Annotated in this window: 17 protein-coding genes; 9 read left to right on the plus strand and 8 right to left on the minus strand. The window is 57.4% G+C overall.

Annotation, left to right across the window (positions count from 1 at the left end):
* Positions 1–523, minus strand: a 523-nt coding sequence (locus tag K1Y02_16275) for a hypothetical protein (protein ID MBX7257920.1), incomplete at its 3' end; no start/stop codon positions are given.
* 107 nt (positions 524–630) lie between these two features.
* Complete coding sequence (locus tag K1Y02_16280; protein ID MBX7257921.1) at positions 631–2,469, minus strand: tetratricopeptide repeat protein; 1,839 nt, start codon at positions 2,467–2,469, stop codon at positions 631–633.
* A 705-nt stretch (positions 2,470–3,174) separates the two neighbouring features.
* On the opposite strand from K1Y02_16280, the gene K1Y02_16285 reads away from it, so the two are divergent.
* Positions 3,175–4,551: a hypothetical protein gene (locus K1Y02_16285; protein MBX7257922.1), complete on the plus strand. Its 1,377-nt coding sequence runs from the start codon at positions 3,175–3,177 to the stop codon at positions 4,549–4,551.
* A gap of 151 nt (positions 4,552–4,702) precedes the next feature.
* Here K1Y02_16285 and K1Y02_16290 read toward each other — a convergent pair whose 3' ends face one another.
* On the minus strand, positions 4,703–6,589 hold the full coding sequence (locus K1Y02_16290) for a hypothetical protein (protein ID MBX7257923.1): 1,887 nt from the start codon (positions 6,587–6,589) through the stop codon (positions 4,703–4,705).
* 219 nt (positions 6,590–6,808) lie between these two features.
* On the opposite strand from K1Y02_16290, the gene K1Y02_16295 reads away from it, so the two are divergent.
* From K1Y02_16295 to aat, 4 genes are all read left to right on the plus strand, one after another.
* On the plus strand, positions 6,809–7,897 hold the full coding sequence (locus K1Y02_16295; protein ID MBX7257924.1) for an SPFH domain-containing protein: 1,089 nt from the start codon (positions 6,809–6,811) through the stop codon (positions 7,895–7,897).
* An 11-nt stretch (positions 7,898–7,908) separates the two neighbouring features.
* Positions 7,909–8,997 carry a hypothetical protein gene (locus K1Y02_16300; protein ID MBX7257925.1) on the plus strand — a complete coding sequence of 363 codons (1,089 nt, stop codon included), beginning with the start codon at positions 7,909–7,911 and terminating at the stop codon, positions 8,995–8,997.
* Positions 8,998–9,064: 67 nt separating this feature from the next.
* On the plus strand, positions 9,065–10,597 hold the full coding sequence (locus tag K1Y02_16305; GenBank protein ID MBX7257926.1) for a DUF2961 domain-containing protein: 1,533 nt from the start codon (positions 9,065–9,067) through the stop codon (positions 10,595–10,597).
* Between the two features lie 58 nt (positions 10,598–10,655).
* A complete protein-coding gene (aat, locus tag K1Y02_16310; protein ID MBX7257927.1) occupies positions 10,656–11,354 on the plus strand; it encodes a leucyl/phenylalanyl-tRNA--protein transferase in 699 nt (232 codons plus the stop codon).
* A gap of 279 nt (positions 11,355–11,633) precedes the next feature.
* Here the strand turns inward: aat and K1Y02_16315 are convergent, their stop codons facing one another.
* From K1Y02_16315 to K1Y02_16330, 4 genes are all read right to left on the minus strand, one after another.
* Positions 11,634–12,416, minus strand: coding sequence for a signal peptidase complex subunit 1 family protein (locus tag K1Y02_16315; protein MBX7257928.1), 783 nt, complete (start codon positions 12,414–12,416; stop codon positions 11,634–11,636).
* A gap of 25 nt (positions 12,417–12,441) precedes the next feature.
* The gene (locus K1Y02_16320) at positions 12,442–13,176 is read right to left on the minus strand and encodes a hypothetical protein (protein MBX7257929.1); all 735 of its coding nucleotides are present in this window, start codon (positions 13,174–13,176) and stop codon (positions 12,442–12,444) included.
* Positions 13,173–13,481 carry a PadR family transcriptional regulator gene (locus K1Y02_16325; protein MBX7257930.1) on the minus strand — a complete coding sequence of 103 codons (309 nt, stop codon included), beginning with the start codon at positions 13,479–13,481 and terminating at the stop codon, positions 13,173–13,175. The genes K1Y02_16320 and K1Y02_16325 overlap by 4 nt, the downstream gene beginning before the upstream one ends.
* A gap of 278 nt (positions 13,482–13,759) precedes the next feature.
* Positions 13,760–14,608: a fatty acid desaturase gene (locus K1Y02_16330; protein MBX7257931.1), complete on the minus strand. Its 849-nt coding sequence runs from the start codon at positions 14,606–14,608 to the stop codon at positions 13,760–13,762.
* A 287-nt stretch (positions 14,609–14,895) separates the two neighbouring features.
* On the opposite strand from K1Y02_16330, the gene K1Y02_16335 reads away from it, so the two are divergent.
* The 4 genes from K1Y02_16335 (at position 14,896) to K1Y02_16350 (ending at position 18,851) form a co-directional block, all read left to right on the plus strand.
* Positions 14,896–16,218, plus strand: a complete 1,323-nt coding sequence (locus K1Y02_16335) for a BNR repeat-containing protein (GenBank protein ID MBX7257932.1) — start codon at positions 14,896–14,898, stop codon at positions 16,216–16,218.
* A gap of 118 nt (positions 16,219–16,336) precedes the next feature.
* Complete coding sequence (locus K1Y02_16340) at positions 16,337–16,969, plus strand: redoxin domain-containing protein (GenBank protein MBX7257933.1); 633 nt, start codon at positions 16,337–16,339, stop codon at positions 16,967–16,969.
* A gap of 15 nt (positions 16,970–16,984) precedes the next feature.
* Positions 16,985–17,575: a redoxin domain-containing protein gene (locus K1Y02_16345; protein ID MBX7257934.1), complete on the plus strand. Its 591-nt coding sequence runs from the start codon at positions 16,985–16,987 to the stop codon at positions 17,573–17,575.
* A gap of 313 nt (positions 17,576–17,888) precedes the next feature.
* Entirely contained in the window at positions 17,889–18,851 is a 963-nt protein-coding gene (locus K1Y02_16350) for a calcium/sodium antiporter (protein ID MBX7257935.1), read from the plus strand.
* 10 nt (positions 18,852–18,861) lie between these two features.
* Here the strand turns inward: K1Y02_16350 and K1Y02_16355 are convergent, their stop codons facing one another.
* Complete coding sequence (locus K1Y02_16355) at positions 18,862–20,703, minus strand: hypothetical protein (GenBank protein MBX7257936.1); 1,842 nt, start codon at positions 20,701–20,703, stop codon at positions 18,862–18,864.
* Positions 20,704–21,167: the final 464 nt, after the last annotated feature.

A 21,167-nucleotide genomic window follows, 5' to 3' on the forward strand; every position in this document is an offset into this window, starting at 1 on the left:
CCTTGTAGTCCTTCGCGCTCAGCGATTGAGACTGCTCGGCGGTCTGTAGCTGCGACAACGCCGACGAATAGTCTCCTTGCCGAATCGATTGCATGGCGGTAGAAATCTGACGGCTGATGGCGGACCCGCCCTTCTTGCCCTGCTTGTCTTTTGCTTCGCCACTGTGTTTTTGCATGGCGCGCGCGAGTTTTGCAGCCGTTCGTTTCGATTTTTTCGAATCGGTATCCACGCGCGAGGTTGAGTCGGATTCCTTGCCCGTGGAAAGGAAGGCATCCCAGGTCTTGGCGATGGATTCATCCGCTTCCGGTCCTGGGGCATCGTGCAGCAATTGCTCCGTGCGCTCCGTTTCCAGAAAGTGAGGACCGACCTGAGGTTTGCCCGCAGTTGCCGTAGCGCCACCCGGCTGTGCCCGCTGAATCGCCAGCGCATCGGCGATGGCACTCTGGGCATCGTGCAACCTCCACGATTGCACGGCAACCAAAAGCACCAGAACGGCGATTATGGTTGCGGTAAATCGTGACACGGCCGTTCCTCCATACAACCCACGCCAGGCTTCTCCATCATCTAACCCTAATCCAGTGTCCGAGTTCCATTACAGAACCTCCAATGAATGGGGCCAATGATTACGTCTTACGGCGTTCCCGGCGTCTTCGACAGAATCGCATCGAGATTCCGTTTGGCGTCTTGATTGGACGGATCCAACCGCAGCGCTTCCCGGAACTGCGCAATGGCGTCGTCCCGAAGATTGAGGTTCATCAGGGCGCCGCCAAAGTTGTTTCGAAGCGCAGCATTCATCGGGAAACGGCCCACTGCGCGGCCCAGGAAATCCGCCGCCTCCTGATACTTGCCTTGATACAGCAGCAAGGCTCCGTAGTTGGAGTACGCATCCGGCTTGTCCGGTTGCTGCTCGATACATTTCTGAAGCAACGGTCCTGCTTCCTCAAGTTTCTTTTGGCGCAGCAACGCCGAAGCAAGATTGTTCATTGCAGGCAGGTTGCCCGGATTCAATTCAAGTACACGTTGAAAACACGCTTCTGCCCCTTCAAGATTGCCCAGATCGAGGTATGCCTTGCCCAAATCGGCTATGAATCGATGATCGTTTGGACGAATTCGTATGGCTTCCTGAAGATGGGCAATTCCCTCGTCATACGCTCCGCGTTTAATCAACGCGCGGCTCAGGCCCCAATTGCAGATGTCGTTGTTTGTGGTGACGGCCAGTGCACGGCTGAAGAGCGTTTCCGAGTCCCGCCAAAACCCAACCTGCCGGTATGTCAGCAACGAAAAAAACGCCAGCGCGAGTACGCCAAGGGTGGCAGTCAAACCTCTGGCAAGTGGCTTGGTCAGAACAAGGTCCGCCAGTCCCCACACAACGGCAATGAATACACCTATCATCGGAACATACGTGTAACGATCCGCCCATCCCTGGGTACCCACTTGGATGATGCCGATAACGGGCACCAGCGTGCCGAGATACCAGAACCAGCCGACCGGCAAGTAGGGGTACTTCCACGCAAACAGAATCGCGCAGAGAGTCACGAGAATCAGAAATACCGCCGCACCGACTACTTGCAGCGCCGATAGAGTCCCAAGGGGATGGGGATAATATGCCGCAAGATTCAACGGCCAGATTGCGTTGAGGAGATAGTTTGCGTACGAATAGGCCGCGTTCGACACGCGCATGCCCAAAGGCATGGCCTCCACCGACGTCATGGCCTTCGATCCGTGCTGCGCGACAATCGTTATGACCGACATGACCGCCGCCAACACGAACATCGGCAGTTTTTCGACCGTCAGCCAAATGGCCTGCAACCCCCAGGAACGCCCAACGCGCGCCTTGGGCTCGTACCGTCCCAAGGGCCAGAAGTCGAGTAGCAGTAACGCAAACGGCACGGTGACGAGCATCGGCTTGGACAGCAGTCCCAGCAGCAGCGCGATACACGCGAGAATGTACTCTCCCGCACGGCCCCGCTCGGCATAGAGCGAATACGCCCAAAGAGTTAGGAACCAAAACAAGGTACTCAGCACATCTTTCCGCTCGGACACCCACGCGACGGATTCGACGTGAAGAGGATGCAGCGCAAACAAAGCGGCCACAAACCAGCTTCGCCAGAATGAGCCTGTCATGCGATCAAGCAGACCTAACAGCAGGGCGGTGTTGAGAAGATGCAAGAAAAGGTTCGTGCTCAGGTGACCCGATGCGCGCATGCCCCAAATCGATACATCCGCGAGATGCGTCAGCCACGTCAACGGGTACCATGAAGCCGCATCGACGTTCGTGAACGCGTACACGACACCTTGCCACGTGAGGCCCCGCTGAACCGTGGCATTTTCCGTCACGTATATCGTGTCATCGAAATCGACAAAAGAGTGCCGGTTAATCTGCCAATACACCGCGGCGGTCGCAGCCATCAAGACCAAGACGGCGCCTACCTTCCATACCGTCCCGGCTTCTATTTCATCTCTGGACATCTGTTTCCCTTCGCGCAGTTACGCTTGAACATACGCGGGCGAGCTGTCCCGGTGCAACTGCACAGCGCATCGTGTTCCCAGGCGGTTGCCCCGAAACCTCTCAGAACATAATATAAGAATGGGATTAATTGAAAGCTCTGGACATTTGCGGACAAAAGTGCTAAACTCGCACTTACGCCAGTGTATCCTTCGCAAGGAACGGCGGCAAGTGAATAGACCGTGGCACGTTATGCGGTAGAAGGGTCGACCCCTGCAGGAGCCCGCAGCAGGGTATCAGGCCAGTTAAATATTTTATTTGCAATTGTTTACAGTTGTATAGCATGTCGCATTGCCCGGAGTGTGGGTCCGCCTGCGAAATGACTTCGCTGAGGACACAAAGCAAGAGGTCGAGGTTCACGGGAACGCCGCAGTTTGAGAGTTTCGATTGTGCGGTCTGGGACGGACGTCCTGTCCGTCGTAGATGGTGCTTTTGAGCTATCTGTATGGGAGCCAAATGGTTATGGCATCTCTAGAGACGGCGGAACGTACATGGCCAAGGCGTTTGCCTCACTTGAACAGGCAGTCGCTAGCGATAATGGCGGATCGGGTTTGCATACACCGAGGCGATGCGCAAACGGCCGAGGTAGCGGAACGTTTACATGGCTTTGAATCTCCGCACCGAGTGACCGTGGGGTAGAACGAACCGACAGGAGACCGCGGGCTACCATGGCGAAAGCGAAGGCAAAGACAAAAGCGAAGGCGAAGTCGACTAAGACTAAGGCCACGACGAAAAAGGCGAGTACTCCAAAAGCCAATAAACGGGCGGTCGTCCGGCCAGCCACGAAAGCGAAACCCAAGAAAGCCGTGCACCCAAAGGTCGCGCCCAAGAAATCAGCCGTGTCAAAGAAGTCAAAACCAGTCGCCGCCAAGAAGAAACCTGAGGCTCCAAAGCCAAAGTCCAAGGGAACCAAGCCTGCCGCGCAGCCGGCGGTTGCGAACTCCCTCGCGCCAAGGCCCATTCAACTGAAGCCACCGGCTCCGTCCAAGCCCGTGCAGAAATCCGCCCTGCTTCAGCAACTACCCAAACCAGCAGCCTCCCGCGCGAAGATCCTGTCGCGGGAGTTTCTTTTTGATGTGGCCAAGGCGATTCGTGTTGCTGTGGAACCGCTTGTGCGCTCGGTAAAGGGCCGCGAGGTCGTCGGGTCCGCCACGAGCGGAGACGCTACGTTTCAACTCGACAAAGCCGCCGAGAAAGCGTTGCTCACGTTTTTGCGTGATGCCAAGCTCCCCGTTGCGTACTACTCCGAAGACGCCGGCTACACGACATTTACGACGGGACAGCCTCAACACTTGCTGATTGTGGACCCGATCGACGGTTCGCGCGCGGCCAAGAGCGGTTTCGAATCCTGCGTTGTTTCCGTGGCCAGCACGCGCGTCATCGAGCGGCCCCGTATTGGCGATGTCGACAATGCGTGTGTCATGGAAATCATCGGCCCCAGGACGTTCTACGCGGAGCGCGGCAAAGGGACCCGAATTTACGAAGACAACGTCCCGAAGAAGCCCAAGCTCTCCAAGAATGCCAATCTCGAATTGGTATCCTGGTCCATGACCGTGCCTGCGCGCCCGGCGGAATTGATTTTCCCGACGGCAGCCAAGCTCATCGATCTTACAAGCCTCAAGGGAGGTTTCTTCGCGTGCAACAGCACGTCGTACAGCCTTACGCGCTTGCTTACGGGACAATACGACGCGTGCATCGATATCGCAAACCGATTCCTGCGCGACATTCCCGAGATTGTTGAAGACCATTTCATTAATGCCGGCCGCGGCATTGTCCTTGGCATTGCGCCCTACGACATCGCCGCGTCCATCCTGATTGCGCAAGAAGCCGGATGCCTCGTCACGGACGCATACGGCGCGAACTTCGACGAAGTGCTTCTGCTTGACAGCTCCGTGGCCAACTTCCGTTCGCTGGTGGCCGCTGCCAACAAAGAGCTGTATGACAAGTTATTCAGCTACTTCGAGACACGCATCCAACAATACGAACAACTACTGAAGCGCCGCGCCGCGCTTGCCGCCGGCGCACGTCCGCACCCGGCGAGATAAGGCAGCGGTAGCAGGTCCATTTAGCGGCACTCCCGCGTGATATGTCTGCGTGTTTTAAGCGCAGTCTCCTCTCTTCGTGCAGCCGCCCTCGGCTGCGATTCCTCGCGCTCACTGCGGCTCTGCGCGAGTTCTGTATTCAGTTTGCTTTCCGCTACTTTTCCGCGTTGGGATGCCGGAACTTCTTCAGAAAGCTTGCCGAGTCGGTAGCCCATACGATACGACCGTCGGTAGCTTCCGGTTGCGGGTCGGACGCGTCGAGTGCGCGGGCTCCGGGGAAGGAGACCGTCGCTACGCTGGGGACCGTGTCCTTGTTCTTGTTGATTTCGACGATCCACAGCTTCGGCGTCGGCGCGGAAGCATCGACCGGCTTCGGCCACAGATATGCTTTGGGGAAGATGCGCGAACACTGGTTCTGCAGTGTTCTCGTGGGAGAACCGGTCAATTCAATCGGTGCGCCGCAAAAGGCCATGGCCGTCAGGGTATCTGCAGGCAGCGAATCCACTTTGGAAGCATCAAGTCGCACGGCGCCCACCGGCACATTGAACTCGCGCATGCGTGCCGTGGCCGCGGCGGCAGACAACCAGCCATCCAATTCCGGCCCCAAGGTTGCGCGCGACTTCTGAAGCACGGGCACGCTCGGAGCGGCCTTGGCGACCATGGCGTATGCGAGCGACTCGGCATGTGCCCGGGATAGCTTGAATGCCTTCAACACCTCGTTTGGAATCAGGGATGGCTCGACGACGATAAAGGTATAACCCCAGCCCGCAACCTTCTTCATTTGCTCGACGCCGTACTCAAACCCCTTTTCGTGAAGCGGATTCAACCAGCGCTGTCCGTCCGTGGAAGTCGCTGTCCATGCGCTGTCGCCACCCTGCACGGCAAGTGGATCGACCGTGATCCCCGGTTGCCACTCCTGGCCGCGAAACTCCGATGCCACATTCGCCATATTCTTCGGGAAGCGTGGCGACGCGCCCTCAAGCGAGCCCGGCACGCCCTCCCAGCCGGATGGGACCAGGACATGGCGCACACCGCTTTCTTTCCACGCGGAGACTACACGCCGCAGATCATCAAGGGAATCGCCGTCGCCAAGAGTGACCCACGCGGGCGGTACTTCGGCGGCCGACGGGGGTTGCGAAAGGCCGGAGCACATGTACGCAAACTGGCGGTCCAACTCCGAAGGCTGGGGAATGCTAAGCGAAATCCAAACCGGATCGGATTCGATTGTCTCGCCCGGGTCAAGACGTACGGCCGGCTCGAATGCCGTGGAGACGTCTCCTTGCCACGTGCCGCTGTGCACCTGCAGGTTGATGCCCGTGGTCCCTTTGCCAGCGGGTACCGTGCCAATTGCGCAGAAAAACCCCTTGGCGCGATCCTGAATCATCATGATCATGGGAGCTGCTTGCGGATCGAAGACAGGGCTGAGTCCGAGCGAACGAAGCCGTCGCATGTGCACCTCGGTGTCGGCGCTGAGGCCTGCCAGCGAACCGGGAGGAACATCCATCACGGTTATTTTCGAAATCTCTATGGGAGCCTGCGATGTGTTGGTGATTTTGACGTGAAACGCGTGAAAGGGGCTTGCCTTGTTGATGGTCAGGCTGTGCCGTACATGGATGCCTTCCTTATCCGGAAGTTCCACCGAGAAATCTCTGCCTTCACCGAAGATGGTCGTTACTTTGTCGCGGGTCGTCGTTCCCGGACCGAAGGCATTCACATCAATAACTTTGCCATCGCCCAGCGTAACCTTCGTATGCAGCCGGTCGAACAGAGTCCCGATTCCAGGAACCTCAAGCGACCACTGAGCATTGTCCGCGCCATAGATGATCTTCGCGTTCGGAAAGTCGAAGTCATACTTGTCGCGGAGATTCCAAGGCAAATCCATGAGATTGGGGATATCCGGAGCTTTTTCCGCACTGGCTTTGGCTTTGGGCTTGGCTTTCGGCTTTGACTTGGCCTTTTCGGCGGCAAACGCACCGCCTACAACCAAGATTGCGGCTAGCACCGTGCACAGAATGCGGGCAATAAAAGGTCGTTCGTTCATCGAGAATCTCCGTCTAGAGAATAGTGTCACAGGTCGAAACAGGAATCAGGAAGGGATTATACACAAGCACCCGCTCGCTGCGGCACCCGACAGCGGCGCCTGAAGGGAGTGAGTCAGGCGAGGACGTAAACGTTTTGCCGCGCGCGCGCATCGGATACAATACGGTGAAGCATGCGGAAGCGCATGCCGCGGAGAGAAATCCGATAGGAGGGATATGCCGTGGGACTATTCGACAAGCTGCGTGGCGAACTCATCGACATTATCGAGTGGATTGATCCCTCGCAGGACACCATGGTGTACCGGTTCGAGCGACGCGACAACGAAATCAAGTATGGCGCGCAACTCATTGTGCGCGAGTCGCAGGTCGCGGTATTCATCAACCAAGGCAAGCTGGCCGACGTGTTTGGCCCTGGCCAGTACACGCTTGAGACCGAGAATCTGCCCATTCTAACGACGCTGCTGAGTTGGCCCTACGGATTTCACAGCCCGTTCAAGGCCGAGGTCTACTTCGTCAGCACGCGGCAGTTCACCGACCTGAAGTGGGGAACGAAGAACCCAATCATGTTGCGCGATCCCGAATTTGGCCCCGTTCGTCTGCGGGCCTTCGGCACCTACTGCATGCAGGTGGTGTATGCGCCCACGTTTCTGACGCAAGTCGTCGGTACCGACGGTGACTTCACGAAAGATCAGATTACCGATCAGTTGCGCAATCTCATCGTGGCGCGGTTTGCGGACAATCTCGGCGAGAGCAAGATTCCGGTGCTTGATTTGGCGGGGAATTATGACGAGTTGGGCAAGTTCGTCACGGAGAAGATCGCCGACGACTTCGATTCCTACGGCCTAAAGGTAACGAAGCTGTTAGTGGAGAACATCTCATTGCCGCCGGAAGTCGAGGCGATGATGGACAAGCGCACCAGCATGGGCGTTATCGGCAATCTCAACGCCTACACACAATTCCAGGCCGCCAACGCGATGGAGAAAGCGGCCGACAGTCCCGCGGGCGCAGCCGGCAGCGGGATGGGGCTCGGTATGGGGTTTGCCATGGCAAACCAGATGGCGCAGGGCATGGGCCGCGGAGCGGCAACGCCCCCGCCAGTCCCGCAGTCGTCTTCGTACTTCATGGTCGTGGGCGGAAACCAAGCCGGCCCGTTCGATCTAAACGCATTGCGCCAGCAGGTCGAGTCGGGTGCGCTGACGCGCGATTCGCTCGTTTGGGCCGAGGGCATGCCCGAATGGAAGAAGGCCGGTGAAGTTGCCGACGTGGCGCGCCTCTTCGGCGCGACGCCTCCGCCCATACCTCCCGCGTAGAGGCTGAACCTGTGTCTCAGCAGATGTTTCCTTGCGGGCAATGCGGCGCGAAACTCGAATACGCGCCGGGCACGGACGTGCTTAAATGTCCCTACTGCGGCGCGGAAAACGTTATCCCGAGCGCGGATGGGGATATTCACGAACTCGATTACGTTGGCTTTCTACGAAATGCGGGCGCGTCCGAGGAAGTCGTTGAACGCATTACCGTGAAATGCACCGCGTGCGGCGCGGAATCCACGCAGAAGCCCAACGTGACGGCGGATCGGTGCCCGTTTTGCGGCGCGGACATCGTAGCCACGGCAAGCTCTTCCAAGCAGATCAAACCCAAGGCGTTGCTGCCTTTCGCCATTACCCGCGAAGCGGCGCGTGACCTGTTCCGCAAGTGGATCGTGAGTCTATGGTTTGCGCCCAACGCGTTGAAGAGGCTCGCGCGGCAGGAAAGCCCCATCGACGGCATGTACACGCCGCACTGGACCTACGATTGCGACACGACCTCGCAATATACGGGCTTGCGCGGCGACTACTACTGGGTTACCGAAACGTACACGACGACAGAGAACGGACGATCCGTCACGCGCACGCGGCAGGTGCGCAAGGTGCGCTGGACGCCCGTGAGCGGCGTCGTGCAGAACTCGTTCGACGATGTGCTGGTCGTGGCAAGCCATTCGTTGCCGCGCAAATACGCTGAAGCGCTTGAGCCGTGGGATCTCGACAAGCTTTGTCCGTATCAAGATGAATTCCTGAGTGGATTCCGCGCGGAAAGCTATCAAGTCGATCTGGAGCAGGGATTCGAGCGCGCGAAGGAAATCATGGCCAGCACAATTCACGCGACCATTTGTCGCGATATCGGCGGCGATTTACAGCAGGTGAGCTCGGTTCACACACAGTACGCCGATATCACCTTCAAGCACATTCTGCTGCCGGTGTGGATTAGCGCGTATCGCTACGGCGAGAAGGTGTATCGTTTCCTCGTGAACGCGCGCACGGGCGAGGTGCAAGGCGAACGCCCGTGGAGCTGGGTCAAGATCGCACTGGCCATTCTCGCGGCATTACCATTCATCGCCGCTATCGCTTACTATATCGCGGAATCACAGTCATAGACTGTACGCATTCCGGCGGTGACGGCTTGGGTGGGCGATCCCGCTGTAACACAAGGAGAAGGATGACGTGTCTAGCCGTCTGTCGTTTAGAACAGTAACCCTTTCGTCTCTTGCCGCGCTCCTCACGTGCTTCGCCTTTGCGCAAACCAATCAGGGAACGTTTGAGAATCTCACCCAACTTCAAGATGCGCAGTCGCGCCGGGAAAGCAGCGCCAAGAAAGACTTATCCAAAAACATGGACAACTTTCCCATCGAAGCAGGTGCGACACTGGTTCTGGGAGATTTGGAGGGGCCGGGCGTTATCACGCACATTTGGACGACTATCAACGCCAAGGACCCATTCTACGAGCGTTCGCTGGTGTTGCGCGTCTACTACGACGGGGCGGAGAAGCCGAGCGTGGAAGCCCCACTTGGAGATTTCTTCGGTGTGGGCAACGGCATTGCCGCGGACTTCGCATCGACGCCCGTTGCGAACTCCGCATTCGGGCGCGCACGAAGCTGTTTCTGGCACATGCCGTTTCGCCAGCGCGCCAAAGTCACTCTGACAAACGAATCTCCCACGTACCGCGTCGATTCGTTCTACTACAACCTCGATTGGCAAAAGCGCCCTAGCCTTCCCGAAAGCACGGCGTACTTTCATGCACACTATCGTCAAGAACACCCCGCGAAGCCAGGCGATTACATCGTGCTCGATGCAAAAGGCCGCGGGCACTACGTGGGAACGGTCTACTCGGTGCTCCAAACACAGATCGGCTGGTTTGGTGAAGGCGACGATCGGTTCTACATTGACGGCGAGGAATACCCCAGCTTGAGCGGCACGGGCACGGAAGACTACTTCGGCGATGCGTGGGGCTTTCGAGAGTTTGCGTATCCGAACTCCGGTGTGCCCGTGTTTGAAGGGTATATGCCGGGAGACCGTGTCACGGCGTACCGCTGGCACCTCAGCGATCCGATCTACTTCTCGAAATCACTCCGGTTCACGATGGAGCACTACGGCAGCCTGTTCTCGAACGATCTGAAATACCTGGGGCAATTCTACGAGCGGCCAGACTGGGTCAGTTCCGTGGCGTTTTGGTACCAGTGGCCAGCGGCGACGTTTGACGAGCCCATCGCGCCGGTTGCCGAGCGCATTGCGCCGTACCGTGTGCTGCAACCCAAAGACCTTACCGCAAAGGCCTCGACTCCTTTCGGACTTCAGAAATCTGAAGACGCTGTCGGCTTGATGCCCCTCGTGCCCGACGCGTGGCTGGAAGTCACCTTCAATATCGAGCAGGCGGGAAGGTATCAAATCGACGCGATCCTGATGCACTCTTTCGTGGGTGGAATCTACCAGGTGTCTCTCGATGGCAAACCGGTCGGGGCGCCCATCGATTTCTTCTTTGACGGAGAGGACAGCCTGCGGCACCGGCTCGACCTGCATGACCTGCAACCCGGCGACCACGTACTCAAGTTCGAGGGAAAAGGTTCATCGCCGTCAATACGTACGCTTGCGCCGCGCTTGTGCGCGATGGGACTCGAGCGACTTATCCTGTTACGGCTTGAAGACGTCGCGGGCTATATGGAAGCAACCACGAAGGCCATCGAGGCGCAAGGCAAATAAGGCGCGAAACCGTAACTGGTCGCGCTCGAAGGAACGATTCCGGGATAGGGAGTATTCGATGCCGGTCTTTCGTTTGTCGAAACCAATGGTCTTTCCTCCGCCTGAAATGGCGGAGTCGGATGGCTTGCTCGCGGTCGGCGGCGACCTGTCGTCCGAGCGCCTATTGCGCGCGTACCGCATGGGGATCTTCCCGTGGTACGGCGATGACTCGCCGATCCTGTGGTGGTCGCCCGACCCGCGCATGGTGTTCTTCCCCGCGCAATGGAAGCCCTCGCGCAGCCTGGAGCGGCTGGTCAAGAAGGGCGCGTTCGACGTGAGCATGGACACGGCCTTCGCCGCCGTGATCGAGGCGTGCGCCAACGCGCGCGGTCCCGGTCGCGACAGCACGTGGATCACTCCCGAGATGATGGCCGCGTACATCCGCCTGCACAAGGAGGGATACGCCCACTCCGTCGAATGTTGCATCGACGGACAACTTGTCGGCGGACTCTACGGAGTATCCATTGGCGGATGCTTCTTCGGCGAATCGATGTTCTCGAACGTCTCCAACGCGTCGAAGGTGGCGCTGGCCGTGCTTATGAAATACCTCGCCGCGCGGGGTTTTACGCTCGTCGACTGCCAAGTGAAAAACGACCACCTTGTCCGCCTCGGCGCGCAGGAGATCCCCCGAACAGAATTCCTCGCCAGACTCGGAGAAGCACTCGAGATGGAGACGCGGCGCGGGAAGTGGGAACCGGATACAAGAGTTCAGACATGATTAACACGATTCACAAGATTGACGTTTCCTCGAGTACCGGAACCTGACGATGAGAAGGAGCTTCATCGTGTAAATCTTGTGAATCCTGTCCAATAAATCGCTTCGCAAAAATGCTGGACCTTTCAACACAGAAAGACTGATCTTTATCCTCGTCGTACAGTCTTTTGGTCTCGGTGACTGCCAAGTGAAGAACGACCATCTCGTCCGCCTTGGCGAAGCACTCGAAGCGGAGACGAGAAGTGGGAAGTGGGGCGGTGGAAGCTTGAAGAGCAGTCAGGTTTAATCGGGTTGGACGCCCTTGTTTGGCTTTGGTCCAAGGAGTCCCGTGTTACGCGCCTTTTTGACTAGTCTTACATACCACAAGACGGTAAACGAAAGTATTACTACACACAAGAGATAGCCACTTAGCGTCAGCCATTCGATTGGATGCGGATTCCAGTTACGCCAATGTCCCAATAGGACGCGCGACACAAAGAGAGTACCGATACCGAATACTCCCAGTACGCCGCTCAAGGATGAGAGTACCCAAAGGTAGTTGCCGCGTGGCGATTTTCCTCGTAGCGAAAGAGCAACTGCAGTAAGTAGAATCGCAATGAAGGTTACAAGGGCAGCGCCGCCGGCAAAAAGCATGTTGGAGAAATCGAAGACGAAACGCGCCAATCCCATGCAATAGACAATGCCCATGCCCCATTGTAAGTCCATTGTTTGCGAATATGGGGGAGAGTTGAATGCGCCGTCCCTGTCCAAATACCGATACTGCCGCTCAGTCAGGTACTTCTTTCGGAAATTCTTGCGTGCGACCTTTGCGTCTCCAAGTGCAGCCATCCCTGCACGGTGTGCATCCGATTCAGACCCACCAGCATCCAAGCTCTGCCGGAACACATGATCGTAGTGCGCTTCGAGTTCGGCTCGCAGGCGTTCGGCGGCTGGCATGCACACACCGCGAAACGCGGTGTCAAACCACGCCATTCGCACGAAGAGGATCACCGGATCGCTGACTGGTATCGTGAGACCTCCTGAATAGGTCAGGACTTCGAACGCCGTCTTCTCAAATTCGTTCACTCAACATATCGAGCGCACCACAGGCTCAATTAGGTTGAATGCTCTTGTTTCTCTTGGGTCCAATGACCCCTGTGTTGCGCGCCTTTTTGATTTGCCAAATGTGCCAGCAGACGCGAAGCGAAACAAATGCCAAAAAGAGTAACTGAACGCTCATCACCACCCAATCAAGATTATGTGGAGTCCTCTCGATGTATCCGAAGGACCAATTTCGGATTGCCATGTATGACTGAATGCCGAAAATGAGTACTCCAAATGCGGTGCAGAAGAGTGAAGCTACCCAGGCGTATTCGCCTCGCGGCGCTCTTCCACGAAGCGACAAGACAACTGCGGCAAGCAGGACTGCAAGAAAGGATGCAAGGGCATAGCCGCCTGCGTAGAACGGGCCGGATAAAGTAAGAGCTTGCCCCGCCCAATTCAAGCAAAAGAAAGAGCAAATACCCCATCCCGAGTCCATTTCCCGTGAATATCGAGGAGAGTTGAATGCACCGTCCTTCTCCAACCGTCGGTACTGCCATTCCGTCAGATACTTCGCGCAGAAACTCCTGCGCGCAACCTTTGCATTTCCAAGAGCGGTCATTCCCGCGCGGTGTGCTTCCATCTCAGCCTTGCCAGCATCCGTACTCTGTCTGAAGACATGATCGTAGTGCGCCTCAAGTTCGCTTTGCAGGCGCTCGGCGGCCGGTTTGCACAGGCCGCGGAACGCCTTGTTAAACCATGTCGATCGTTCGATAAGGATGACTGGGTCGTTCGTTGGGATCATGAAACCTCCTGAATTGGCCTGCTCACCGTTGAGAATGAAGAGCGGCGTGCGGCGGGCTCTGCCAGCTTCATGCCTGACTCGGTAACGCGGTAGTAACGGCGCGGCTTCCCCGATACCGAACGTTCGTAGGACTCGATCAGTCCCTGTCCTTCAAGCGCGTGTAACGCGGGATAGACGGCGACTTCGCCGGAGGAGAGAAGGTGAGGCGTGGTTCTGCCGATAGCCTGAGCAACTCCGTTGCCATGCTCCGGCGAGCGATACAGGACGTCAAGAACAGTCCTCTCTAACTCGCTCATGCGTGCCAAGGTTACGTCCCCCTCTATACCTTAATCCTAGACGAGGATTGTCATGGTTTCAAGATGCTGAATCCCGATTGTCATCGCTGAGTAAACTGTCCAGCGTACTGGAGGCAAGTCCGTTTGGTGTGAGGCATTCACCGTTCATGTTGACCAAGGAAGACAGAAGGAACTCAAGAGGGTTCAGACATGATTAACACGATTCACAAGATGGATGCCTCCCCGAATGTAAGAATCAGGTGACGGGATGGGGTATTAATCGTGTAAATCCTGTGAATCCTGTCCAATTACTGACTTTCACCCTCACCGAGATGTTTCGCTCGTATCTGGCTGAGTCTTCCGGGTCGCACCACGTCTTTCGCGAGTCCGGCCAACTGCATGGCCTTGATTGTGAGATAGGTGGTGTCGAATTCCCACCAGCGGTGGCCGTGGGCTGCGGAGCGTTGGTCGGCGTGGTGGTTGTTGTGCCAGCCTTCACCAAACGTGAGCAGCGCGACCCACCACGTGTTTCGGCTGTTGTCGGTGGTGCGGTAGTTACGGTATCCCCAGAGGTGGGTGGCGGAATTGACGAGCCATGTGGAGTGCCACACGAGCACGGTGCGCACGGCCACGCCCCACACGACCAGTGACAGGCCGAGTTCCCAACCTTCCACGGCATGGCCGATGAGGTAGAGCAACCCTGCCGTGAGGAAGTAGATGACGAGATAGAACCGGTTGAAGAAACGCATCATCGCGTCCTTGTCGAGGTCTTTCGCGAACCGCCGCAGTTTGTCGTAGCCGTCGAGCTTCGGGTCTTCGAAGAACAGCCACAGCATGTGCGACCACAGAAAGCTCACGAGCGGCGTGTGGGGATCGGGTTCCTCGTCGGATTCTTTGTGATGCACGCGGTGCGTGGCCACCCAACGGATGGGCCCGCCTTGCAGCGCGAGGCATCCACAAATCGTGAGCAGGTATTCGATGGGTTTGTAGGTGCGGTAACTGCGATGCGTCAAGAGCCGATGGTAACACAGCGTGATGCCCAAGCCGCCCGTCACCCAAAAGAGGACGACGCACAGAATGAAGCCGGTCCAACTGAACGTAAACGGCGCGGCCAACGCCGCTGCATGAATCAGTCCAATCACGATTAGCGTGGGCATTTTGAATCGTTTCCAGGTGACCCACTCGGGCAAATGACTCATCAAAAGCGTCCTTTCGATTGCGGATAAACGGCCTTGTAGACAACGAGCGCCGCGTGCGAATCATCCTCGCGCATTCACGAGCACATTCGCCGCGACGTTACGGCACAAAACATCATGTAGTTGGGAAATATGCCTGAGCCGTTCCCAGGTGAACCTTGCATATATGCGTGCGTTGCACGCGAGGCGGAAGTATACTCCGACTCGGGGTAGCAAATGCACGTCCGAGAAGCGAAGAGGGAGGACGCATGAAGTCATTGGCGAGTTGGCTTGTGGTCTGTGTCGTGGCCGCATCTCCAATCACAGCCGCTGAGCGCGTCACCGGGCGTATAGATATCGCGCCAGTGTGGGCTGTGCATCCCGTGGGCTTCTGCCTGCTGACGGACGGTGACGATCAGTTTGTCGCGTTTTACGACGCGGACCGGCAGATGACCGTCGCGCAGCGCCGCCTCTCGGAGACCACGTGGAAGTTCGTGCGATTGCCGGAAGCATTGGTTTGGGACAGCCACAACAGTGTGACCATGGACGTTGATGACACGGGCTGTCTGCACCTTTCGGGGAATATGCACGTCAAACCGCTGGTGTATTTCCGGACGCGCGAACCGCGAAACATCGAGACTTTCGAACGTGTTGCGAACATGGTCGGCGAAAACGAGACCAAGGTCACCTATCCGGATTTCTTACACGGACCCGGTAACGTCCTGATGTTCACGTACCGAGATGGCAAGAGCGGCGAGGGCAACCAAATCTGGAACGCATACGACTCGAAGACGCGGACCTGGCATCGCCTGCTCGATAAGCCCCTCACCGATGGCGAGGGATTGATGAATGCGTATTTTGATGGACCAAGTCTGGGACCAGACGGTTACTACCACCTGAACTGGGTGTGGCGCGATACGCCGGATTGCGCCACGAATCATGACTTGAGTTACGCGCGCAGCAAGGACCTTGTTCACTGGGAGACCAGCGCCGGTGAACCGCTTACGCTGCCGATCACGCTACACACCGCCGAGATCGTCGACCCCACGCCCGCCGGCGGCGGATTGCTCAACGTGGGGAAGCGATTGGGATTCGATTCGAAGGGGAACGCAATCCTCAGTTACTACAAGTACGACGAGAACGGAAACACTCAGGCCTACAACGCGCGCAGGGAAGACGGCAAGTGGGTCATTCGCCAGGTCTCGAATTGGGACTATCGCTGGGCCTTCAGCGGTGGCGGCACGATCGTCACTGAAATCACGGTAGGTCCGGTTGTTATGAAGAAGGGTCTCGGATTGACGCAGTCTTACAGTCATGTCAAAGCGGGTAGTGGAACATGGCTGCTGGACGAAGCAACCCTGCAGCCTGTCCGCGAGCTTACCAAGGAGGAACGCTCAAACCCGGATCTCGGGCCGCTGGAATCGACATTTCCGGGCATGCAAGTCCGCACGGCTGGAGATGCGGGTCCAATGCGACCGGATGGCATACGGTACATGCTGCGCTGGGAAACGCTCGGGCCCAACCGCGACAAGCCCCGCGAGTTACCGTGGCCGGAACCTTCCATGCTGCGTGTGTATCGTTTGGAAGAATAATGCGTTGCGGTCTATCGTCTAGTCACCGAGTCCCGGGCAGAAATCGGCCCTGGCGGGTGTTCCGTATATGCATGCCAAGAATACTTGGGTTACTACCCATTAGCAGGAGGCTAACTCGATGAAGACCAAGGTGTTGCTGAGTTGTGGCGCGCTCGCTGTCGTGGCGGGTGCCGCCGTGTTCGCCGTTATGGGCAACGGAATTGTCCAGGCAGACGTACCGCCTGCGCCTGAAATCGGAACAAAGGCCCCTGATTTTACTCTTAAGGACTACGACGGCAAGGACCACTCTTTGTCGGCGCACGCGGGTAGCATCGTCGTACTCGTGTTCACGTCGCAGGAGTGCCCGTATTCGCGCGCGGGTGACAAGGCCCTGTCGAAGTTCGCCGAATCGTACAAGGACAAGGGCGTTGTGGTCCTGAGTATCGATTCGCACGCAGGCGCGACCGCCGAAGCCGTGAAGGAATTCGCCACCAAGGGCAACGAAACGGGCAAGGCGCTGCCATACCCGATTCTTATCGACACGAAGAACGTATACGCGGACAAGATGGGCGCGAAGAAGACTCCGGAGGTCTACATCGTCGACAAGTCCGGAAGCCTTGTCTATCACGGTGCGCTCGATAACGGAAAGAAACTCGACGAAGCGGGTTACGAGAGCTATGTCGCCATCGCGGTTGATGAGCTGCTGGCCGGAAAGCCGGTATCGAAGCCCAAGTCGGCCGCCTACGGGTGCGGCATCAAGCGGGCAAGTTAGCCCAAGGTGATGATAGTGGTTCAAGGTCTGTGCCACGCCACCCTACATCGCAGGTGGCGTGGCCTTCTTATTCTGGGTGTACTGGCCGCCGCTTCATGCTCGGGTTCGCAACCGGCGCCACAGGAGTCTCATGCCACCCCGCAGCAACCCGCGCCCGAGACCATTGGTACGGTCGAGTTGGCAAACGAGGCGCGCGTCGCCGAATTGCTCTCCGCTACGAAGGGCAAACCGCTCGTCGTAAACGTGTGGGCCACGTGGTGCATGCCATGCGTCGCGGAAATGCCGGAGTTGGCGAAGTTCTATCGCGCGTCGGAAAAGTTGGGCGTTGGATTCTTGAGTCTTTCCGCCGACATGACGTCCGAGGTGGACGGATCCGTCAAACCGTTCGTGAAAGACAAGAAGGTGCCGTTTCCGGTGTACGTGTTGGATTCGCTTCCGCCCGACCGGCTCGTTGAGATGCTTAAGGCCGAGGACAGCAAATGGGACGGTCCTTTGCCCGCAACGTTCCTGTTCGACAAGGACGGCGTCATGAAGCAGTTTTGGTTCGAGGAGGTCACCGAAGCGCAATTGACCGAGGCAGTATCGGCGCTTGGGGCGGGTGCGTAGACATCTCCGCGTAACGACTTTCCATCCTCATGTGTAGGGTCTTGTGTGGAGCACAGCTACCGTATTAACCGGTTCGGAGAAACGTCATGCGTCACCTCGTCCCCGCCACCAAATCGATTCCGGCCCCTGCCATCATGGACCCGTGCCAAGACAAGGAAGGCATTCCGAATCTCTGGTGCCAGTTCTGGGCCTACAAGGGCGGCGTAGTCTACTGATCTGCGCAGCCGGCAGCATGTGATTGCATCCGACCAACCGCGCCACGTATCGTTCCACGGAGTCCATGCCGTAACCATGTGGAGATATGCTGGGCGCCATGCTTGTATACCTGCTGCTGCTCGTGGGATTTACCATCCTCATTAAGGGGGCCGATTGGCTTGTCGATGGAGCCGCAACCTTTGCGCGCATCGTCGGCATTTCCGACCTGGTCATCGGATTGACCATCGTCGCATTTGGCACATCATTGCCGGAACTCATCGTGAGCGTAATGGCGGCCGCCCGCGGCAACACGGGCATCGCCATCGGCAACATTGTCGGCAGCAATATCGCAAACATCCTGATCATCATTGGCTTGGCCGCTATCATCAATCCCGTGCAGGCCAGCAAGAGCACCGTTCGTAAGGAGATTCCGTTCTGCATGCTGGCGGCGGTTCTTGTCGGAATCCTTCCCAATGACACCGTGCTCGATCACGCTGCACAGAACTACCTGGGCCGAATCGACGGCCTTGTGCTGCTCAGTTTCTTCATTGTGTTCATGTACTACATTTTCGAGGTCATTCGCTCAGAGTCGAATCAACGTACGGACGCGCCGCCCACGAACAAGAGCACTATTCGCGCCCTCTTGAAGATTATCGCCGGACTTACCAGTCTCGTTCTTGGCGGGCGCTGGGTCGTTCAAGGCGCCGTGGCGGTGGCGGAAGCATTCAACGTTGGCGAGGATGTCATTGGGTTGACAGTGGTGGCCGTTGGCACATCATTGCCCGAACTTGCCACCTCGGCAGTGGCCGCCTACCGCAAGAACTCCGATATCGCAATTGGCAACGTCGTAGGTTCGAACATTTTCAATGTGTTTTTTGTATTGGGCATGACCGGCATCCTGCACCCTATTCCGCTGGACGCCCGCAACAACATCGACATCCTGTTCATGATTCTCGTCACCCTGCTGCTGTTTCTCACGATGTTCCGCGGGAAACCGCGATACACGGTGCACCGAGTGGAGGGCATCTTCTATCTCGTCCTGTATGCGTGTTACCTGGGATTCCAGGTGTCGCGCGGATGAAACGAAGACGCTACTTCGAAGCGGCTAATGGTCGATACAGCTTTTCGCGGAACGGCGCCTCGCGCAACAGCACTGCCTGCAGAAACCGAAACGAATCGGCAAGATAGCCTTCATACCCCGAAGGTTTTCCGTCCCATGTGGTCCAATCGATGCCCTTCGGGTACTCGTTGACCGCGCCGTTCTGAAATCCGCCCTGATCCTGCCGCTTCAACATTGCGCGGAGGATTTCGTCGGCAGGCTCCGGATCGCCGACGACGTAGTGCGCCGCGAGGAAATGCAGCACTTGACCTGCCGTGATGCCGCCGTTCATGTAATAGCCGAAGGTGTCCGTGCCGTCTTCACGTTCGGGACACCCGCACGCGGGTTGGAGGTAGTCAGCGCGCAATACCGGAATCAGTTGTCCCGGCACTCCCAAATCGAACCGCGTGAACCCAACTTCCTTCATCTTCCCGCGCAGTTTCGCAAGAATCTCGCGCCCCTTCTCAGGCTCCACCAGACCGTATTCGATGGCGATGCCGTTGGTGGTGGGGGATGCATAGTCATGCTTCACGCCGTCGGCGCTGATCCACCACACGAGCCAACCTGTCTCCGGGTTGTAGAACGTGGGGAAGTACGCGGCCTTCAGCTTGTTGGCGCGTTCGGTGTAGCGCGTAGCTTTCTCCGCGCGGCCCGCGCGCTTCTCCAAATCCGCAAGACAACGAAACGCGCGATAGATGATCGCGTTCGTGTACGCGTCCTTGTGTCCGCAGTTCAACGCATCCCACCACGCGCACGACCGCTTCTCGTCCTTCAACGTATTTGCGTTACCCGACTGTTCCGCCTCGATGAGGCCGTCGTTGTCAATGTCGCGCTGTTCCAGATACGACGCGACGAATTCGAGGCGTTCGATGCGCTTCGCCAGCCACGCGGTGTCGTTCGAGGTTTCGACGTAGTCCCACGCCGCGATCAACGGACCCGCGTTGCCGTCGAGGAAATCCGTCTTGTCCCAGTATCCGACCATCTTCCCGTTTTGGAGCACTTTGTTGTCCAGCCACCAATCCAGCGTGTAACGCACGTTGTCCATCACGTTCACGCCTTCCGCCAACTGGGGAATCCAAAAAGACTGATCCGCGTAGAACCAGATCGACGGACTAGCCGGGTCGCTCACCACGTTGTTGCACAGCAACCCCGGCGGCGAGCTGTAGGGACGGTTTGGATCGCCCCATTTCGCCGAGCACTGCAGCGCGCCAAACCATCCCCGTCGCGCTTCGCGCCACATGGAAACGTCCTTCAATCCGCTGGGCGGCGCGAGGACCAAAGGAGTAAGCGTAACCTCAGAAGACCAAGGCAGTTGAATAATGAAATCGACGGTGTGTTGTTCGCGGTTCCCCTCTAATCGAGCTTTGACGGCGGGAGATTTCGACGTAACGAGCACTTGTCCGAAATCGGGTGCGCTGATGATCGCAGGTAATATCATCGTGTCATCGTCGTTCCATGCGTGCGGGAGAACAGTGGTCGGGGTTACCGTCGCGTCGAAGGGAAGGAGAAGTTCCGCTTCTTTTACCATGGACGCGTCGCTCCCGCCCAGAGTGAAAGCAGTGAACCTCCCAAAGGTCGAGTCCTTGAGTTGCCACTGCGCCTTTTTCCCCGGCGCAACCTCGATGAGATAATTAGTGAGGAGGACACCTGCGCTCACCGAGTCGCCATCTTTTGCGACAGGTAGCGTAGCAGCTTCGATCCACGTGCCGTTTACCTTCACGCGCAACGACATGCGGGCGTCTTTGCGAAGCAGATTCTGCTCGACTCGTTTCCCGCCTTCCGTATCCCAACTTAAGAAGGCAGGCCACGGCTGTTGTGTGTCGATTTGTATCATTGGCTTGGATTCATCCGTACTTGGGACGGTGCCGGGCTCCTGCGCGCCACTCCATGCCGATATCACAAGACACGTGGCAACCGAGACCCATCGAGATGCGTGGAGGGGATGTGTTTTCATACCACGAGAGTGGCACAGCGCTCATACGAATGCAACCGGTTGAGTGGAGTGAAGTCTCACATTCGTCATTTCTTGACAGGGTAAAACGGTTCGGACTAGGCTGGAAGCGCTGTCAAACGCGGGTTGGGTGTAAGAGGTATAGCTTGACCCTGGATTGAGTCCAAGAATTGAGAATCTGCCCATTCATCGCGGCGCGCCTCTTGAAGCGCAGCGATTTAAGCGAGTAATAACTAGCAGACGCCTATGTTAAAGCGAAATGCATCTCAACTGACTGTCGCGCTTGCCGTATTCGACGCGGCGTGCGTGCTTACAGCCGGTCTTATTGCCGCGTATTTCACCCATCA

Source organism: Candidatus Hydrogenedentota bacterium (genome assembly GCA_019695095.1).
Lineage (GTDB): Bacteria > Hydrogenedentota > Hydrogenedentia > Hydrogenedentales > SLHB01 > JAIBAQ01.

Coding starts and splice junctions, on each gene's coding strand:
- K1Y02_16280 (MBX7257921.1), bottom strand. CDS start 2,469: ATGTCCAGAGATGAAATAGAAGCCGGGACGGTATGGAAGGTAGGCGCC.
- K1Y02_16285 (MBX7257922.1), top strand. CDS start 3,175: ATGGCGAAAGCGAAGGCAAAGACAAAAGCGAAGGCGAAGTCGACTAAG.
- K1Y02_16290 (MBX7257923.1), bottom strand. CDS start 6,589: ATGAACGAACGACCTTTTATTGCCCGCATTCTGTGCACGGTGCTAGCC.
- aat (MBX7257927.1), top strand. CDS start 10,656: ATGCCGGTCTTTCGTTTGTCGAAACCAATGGTCTTTCCTCCGCCTGAA.
- K1Y02_16320 (MBX7257929.1), bottom strand. CDS start 13,176: ATGATCCCAACGAACGACCCAGTCATCCTTATCGAACGATCGACATGG.
- K1Y02_16330 (MBX7257931.1), bottom strand. CDS start 14,608: ATGCCCACGCTAATCGTGATTGGACTGATTCATGCAGCGGCGTTGGCC.
- K1Y02_16335 (MBX7257932.1), top strand. CDS start 14,896: ATGAAGTCATTGGCGAGTTGGCTTGTGGTCTGTGTCGTGGCCGCATCT.
- K1Y02_16340 (MBX7257933.1), top strand. CDS start 16,337: ATGAAGACCAAGGTGTTGCTGAGTTGTGGCGCGCTCGCTGTCGTGGCG.
- K1Y02_16350 (MBX7257935.1), top strand. CDS start 17,889: ATGCTTGTATACCTGCTGCTGCTCGTGGGATTTACCATCCTCATTAAG.
- K1Y02_16355 (MBX7257936.1), bottom strand. CDS start 20,703: ATGATACAAATCGACACACAACAGCCGTGGCCTGCCTTCTTAAGTTGG.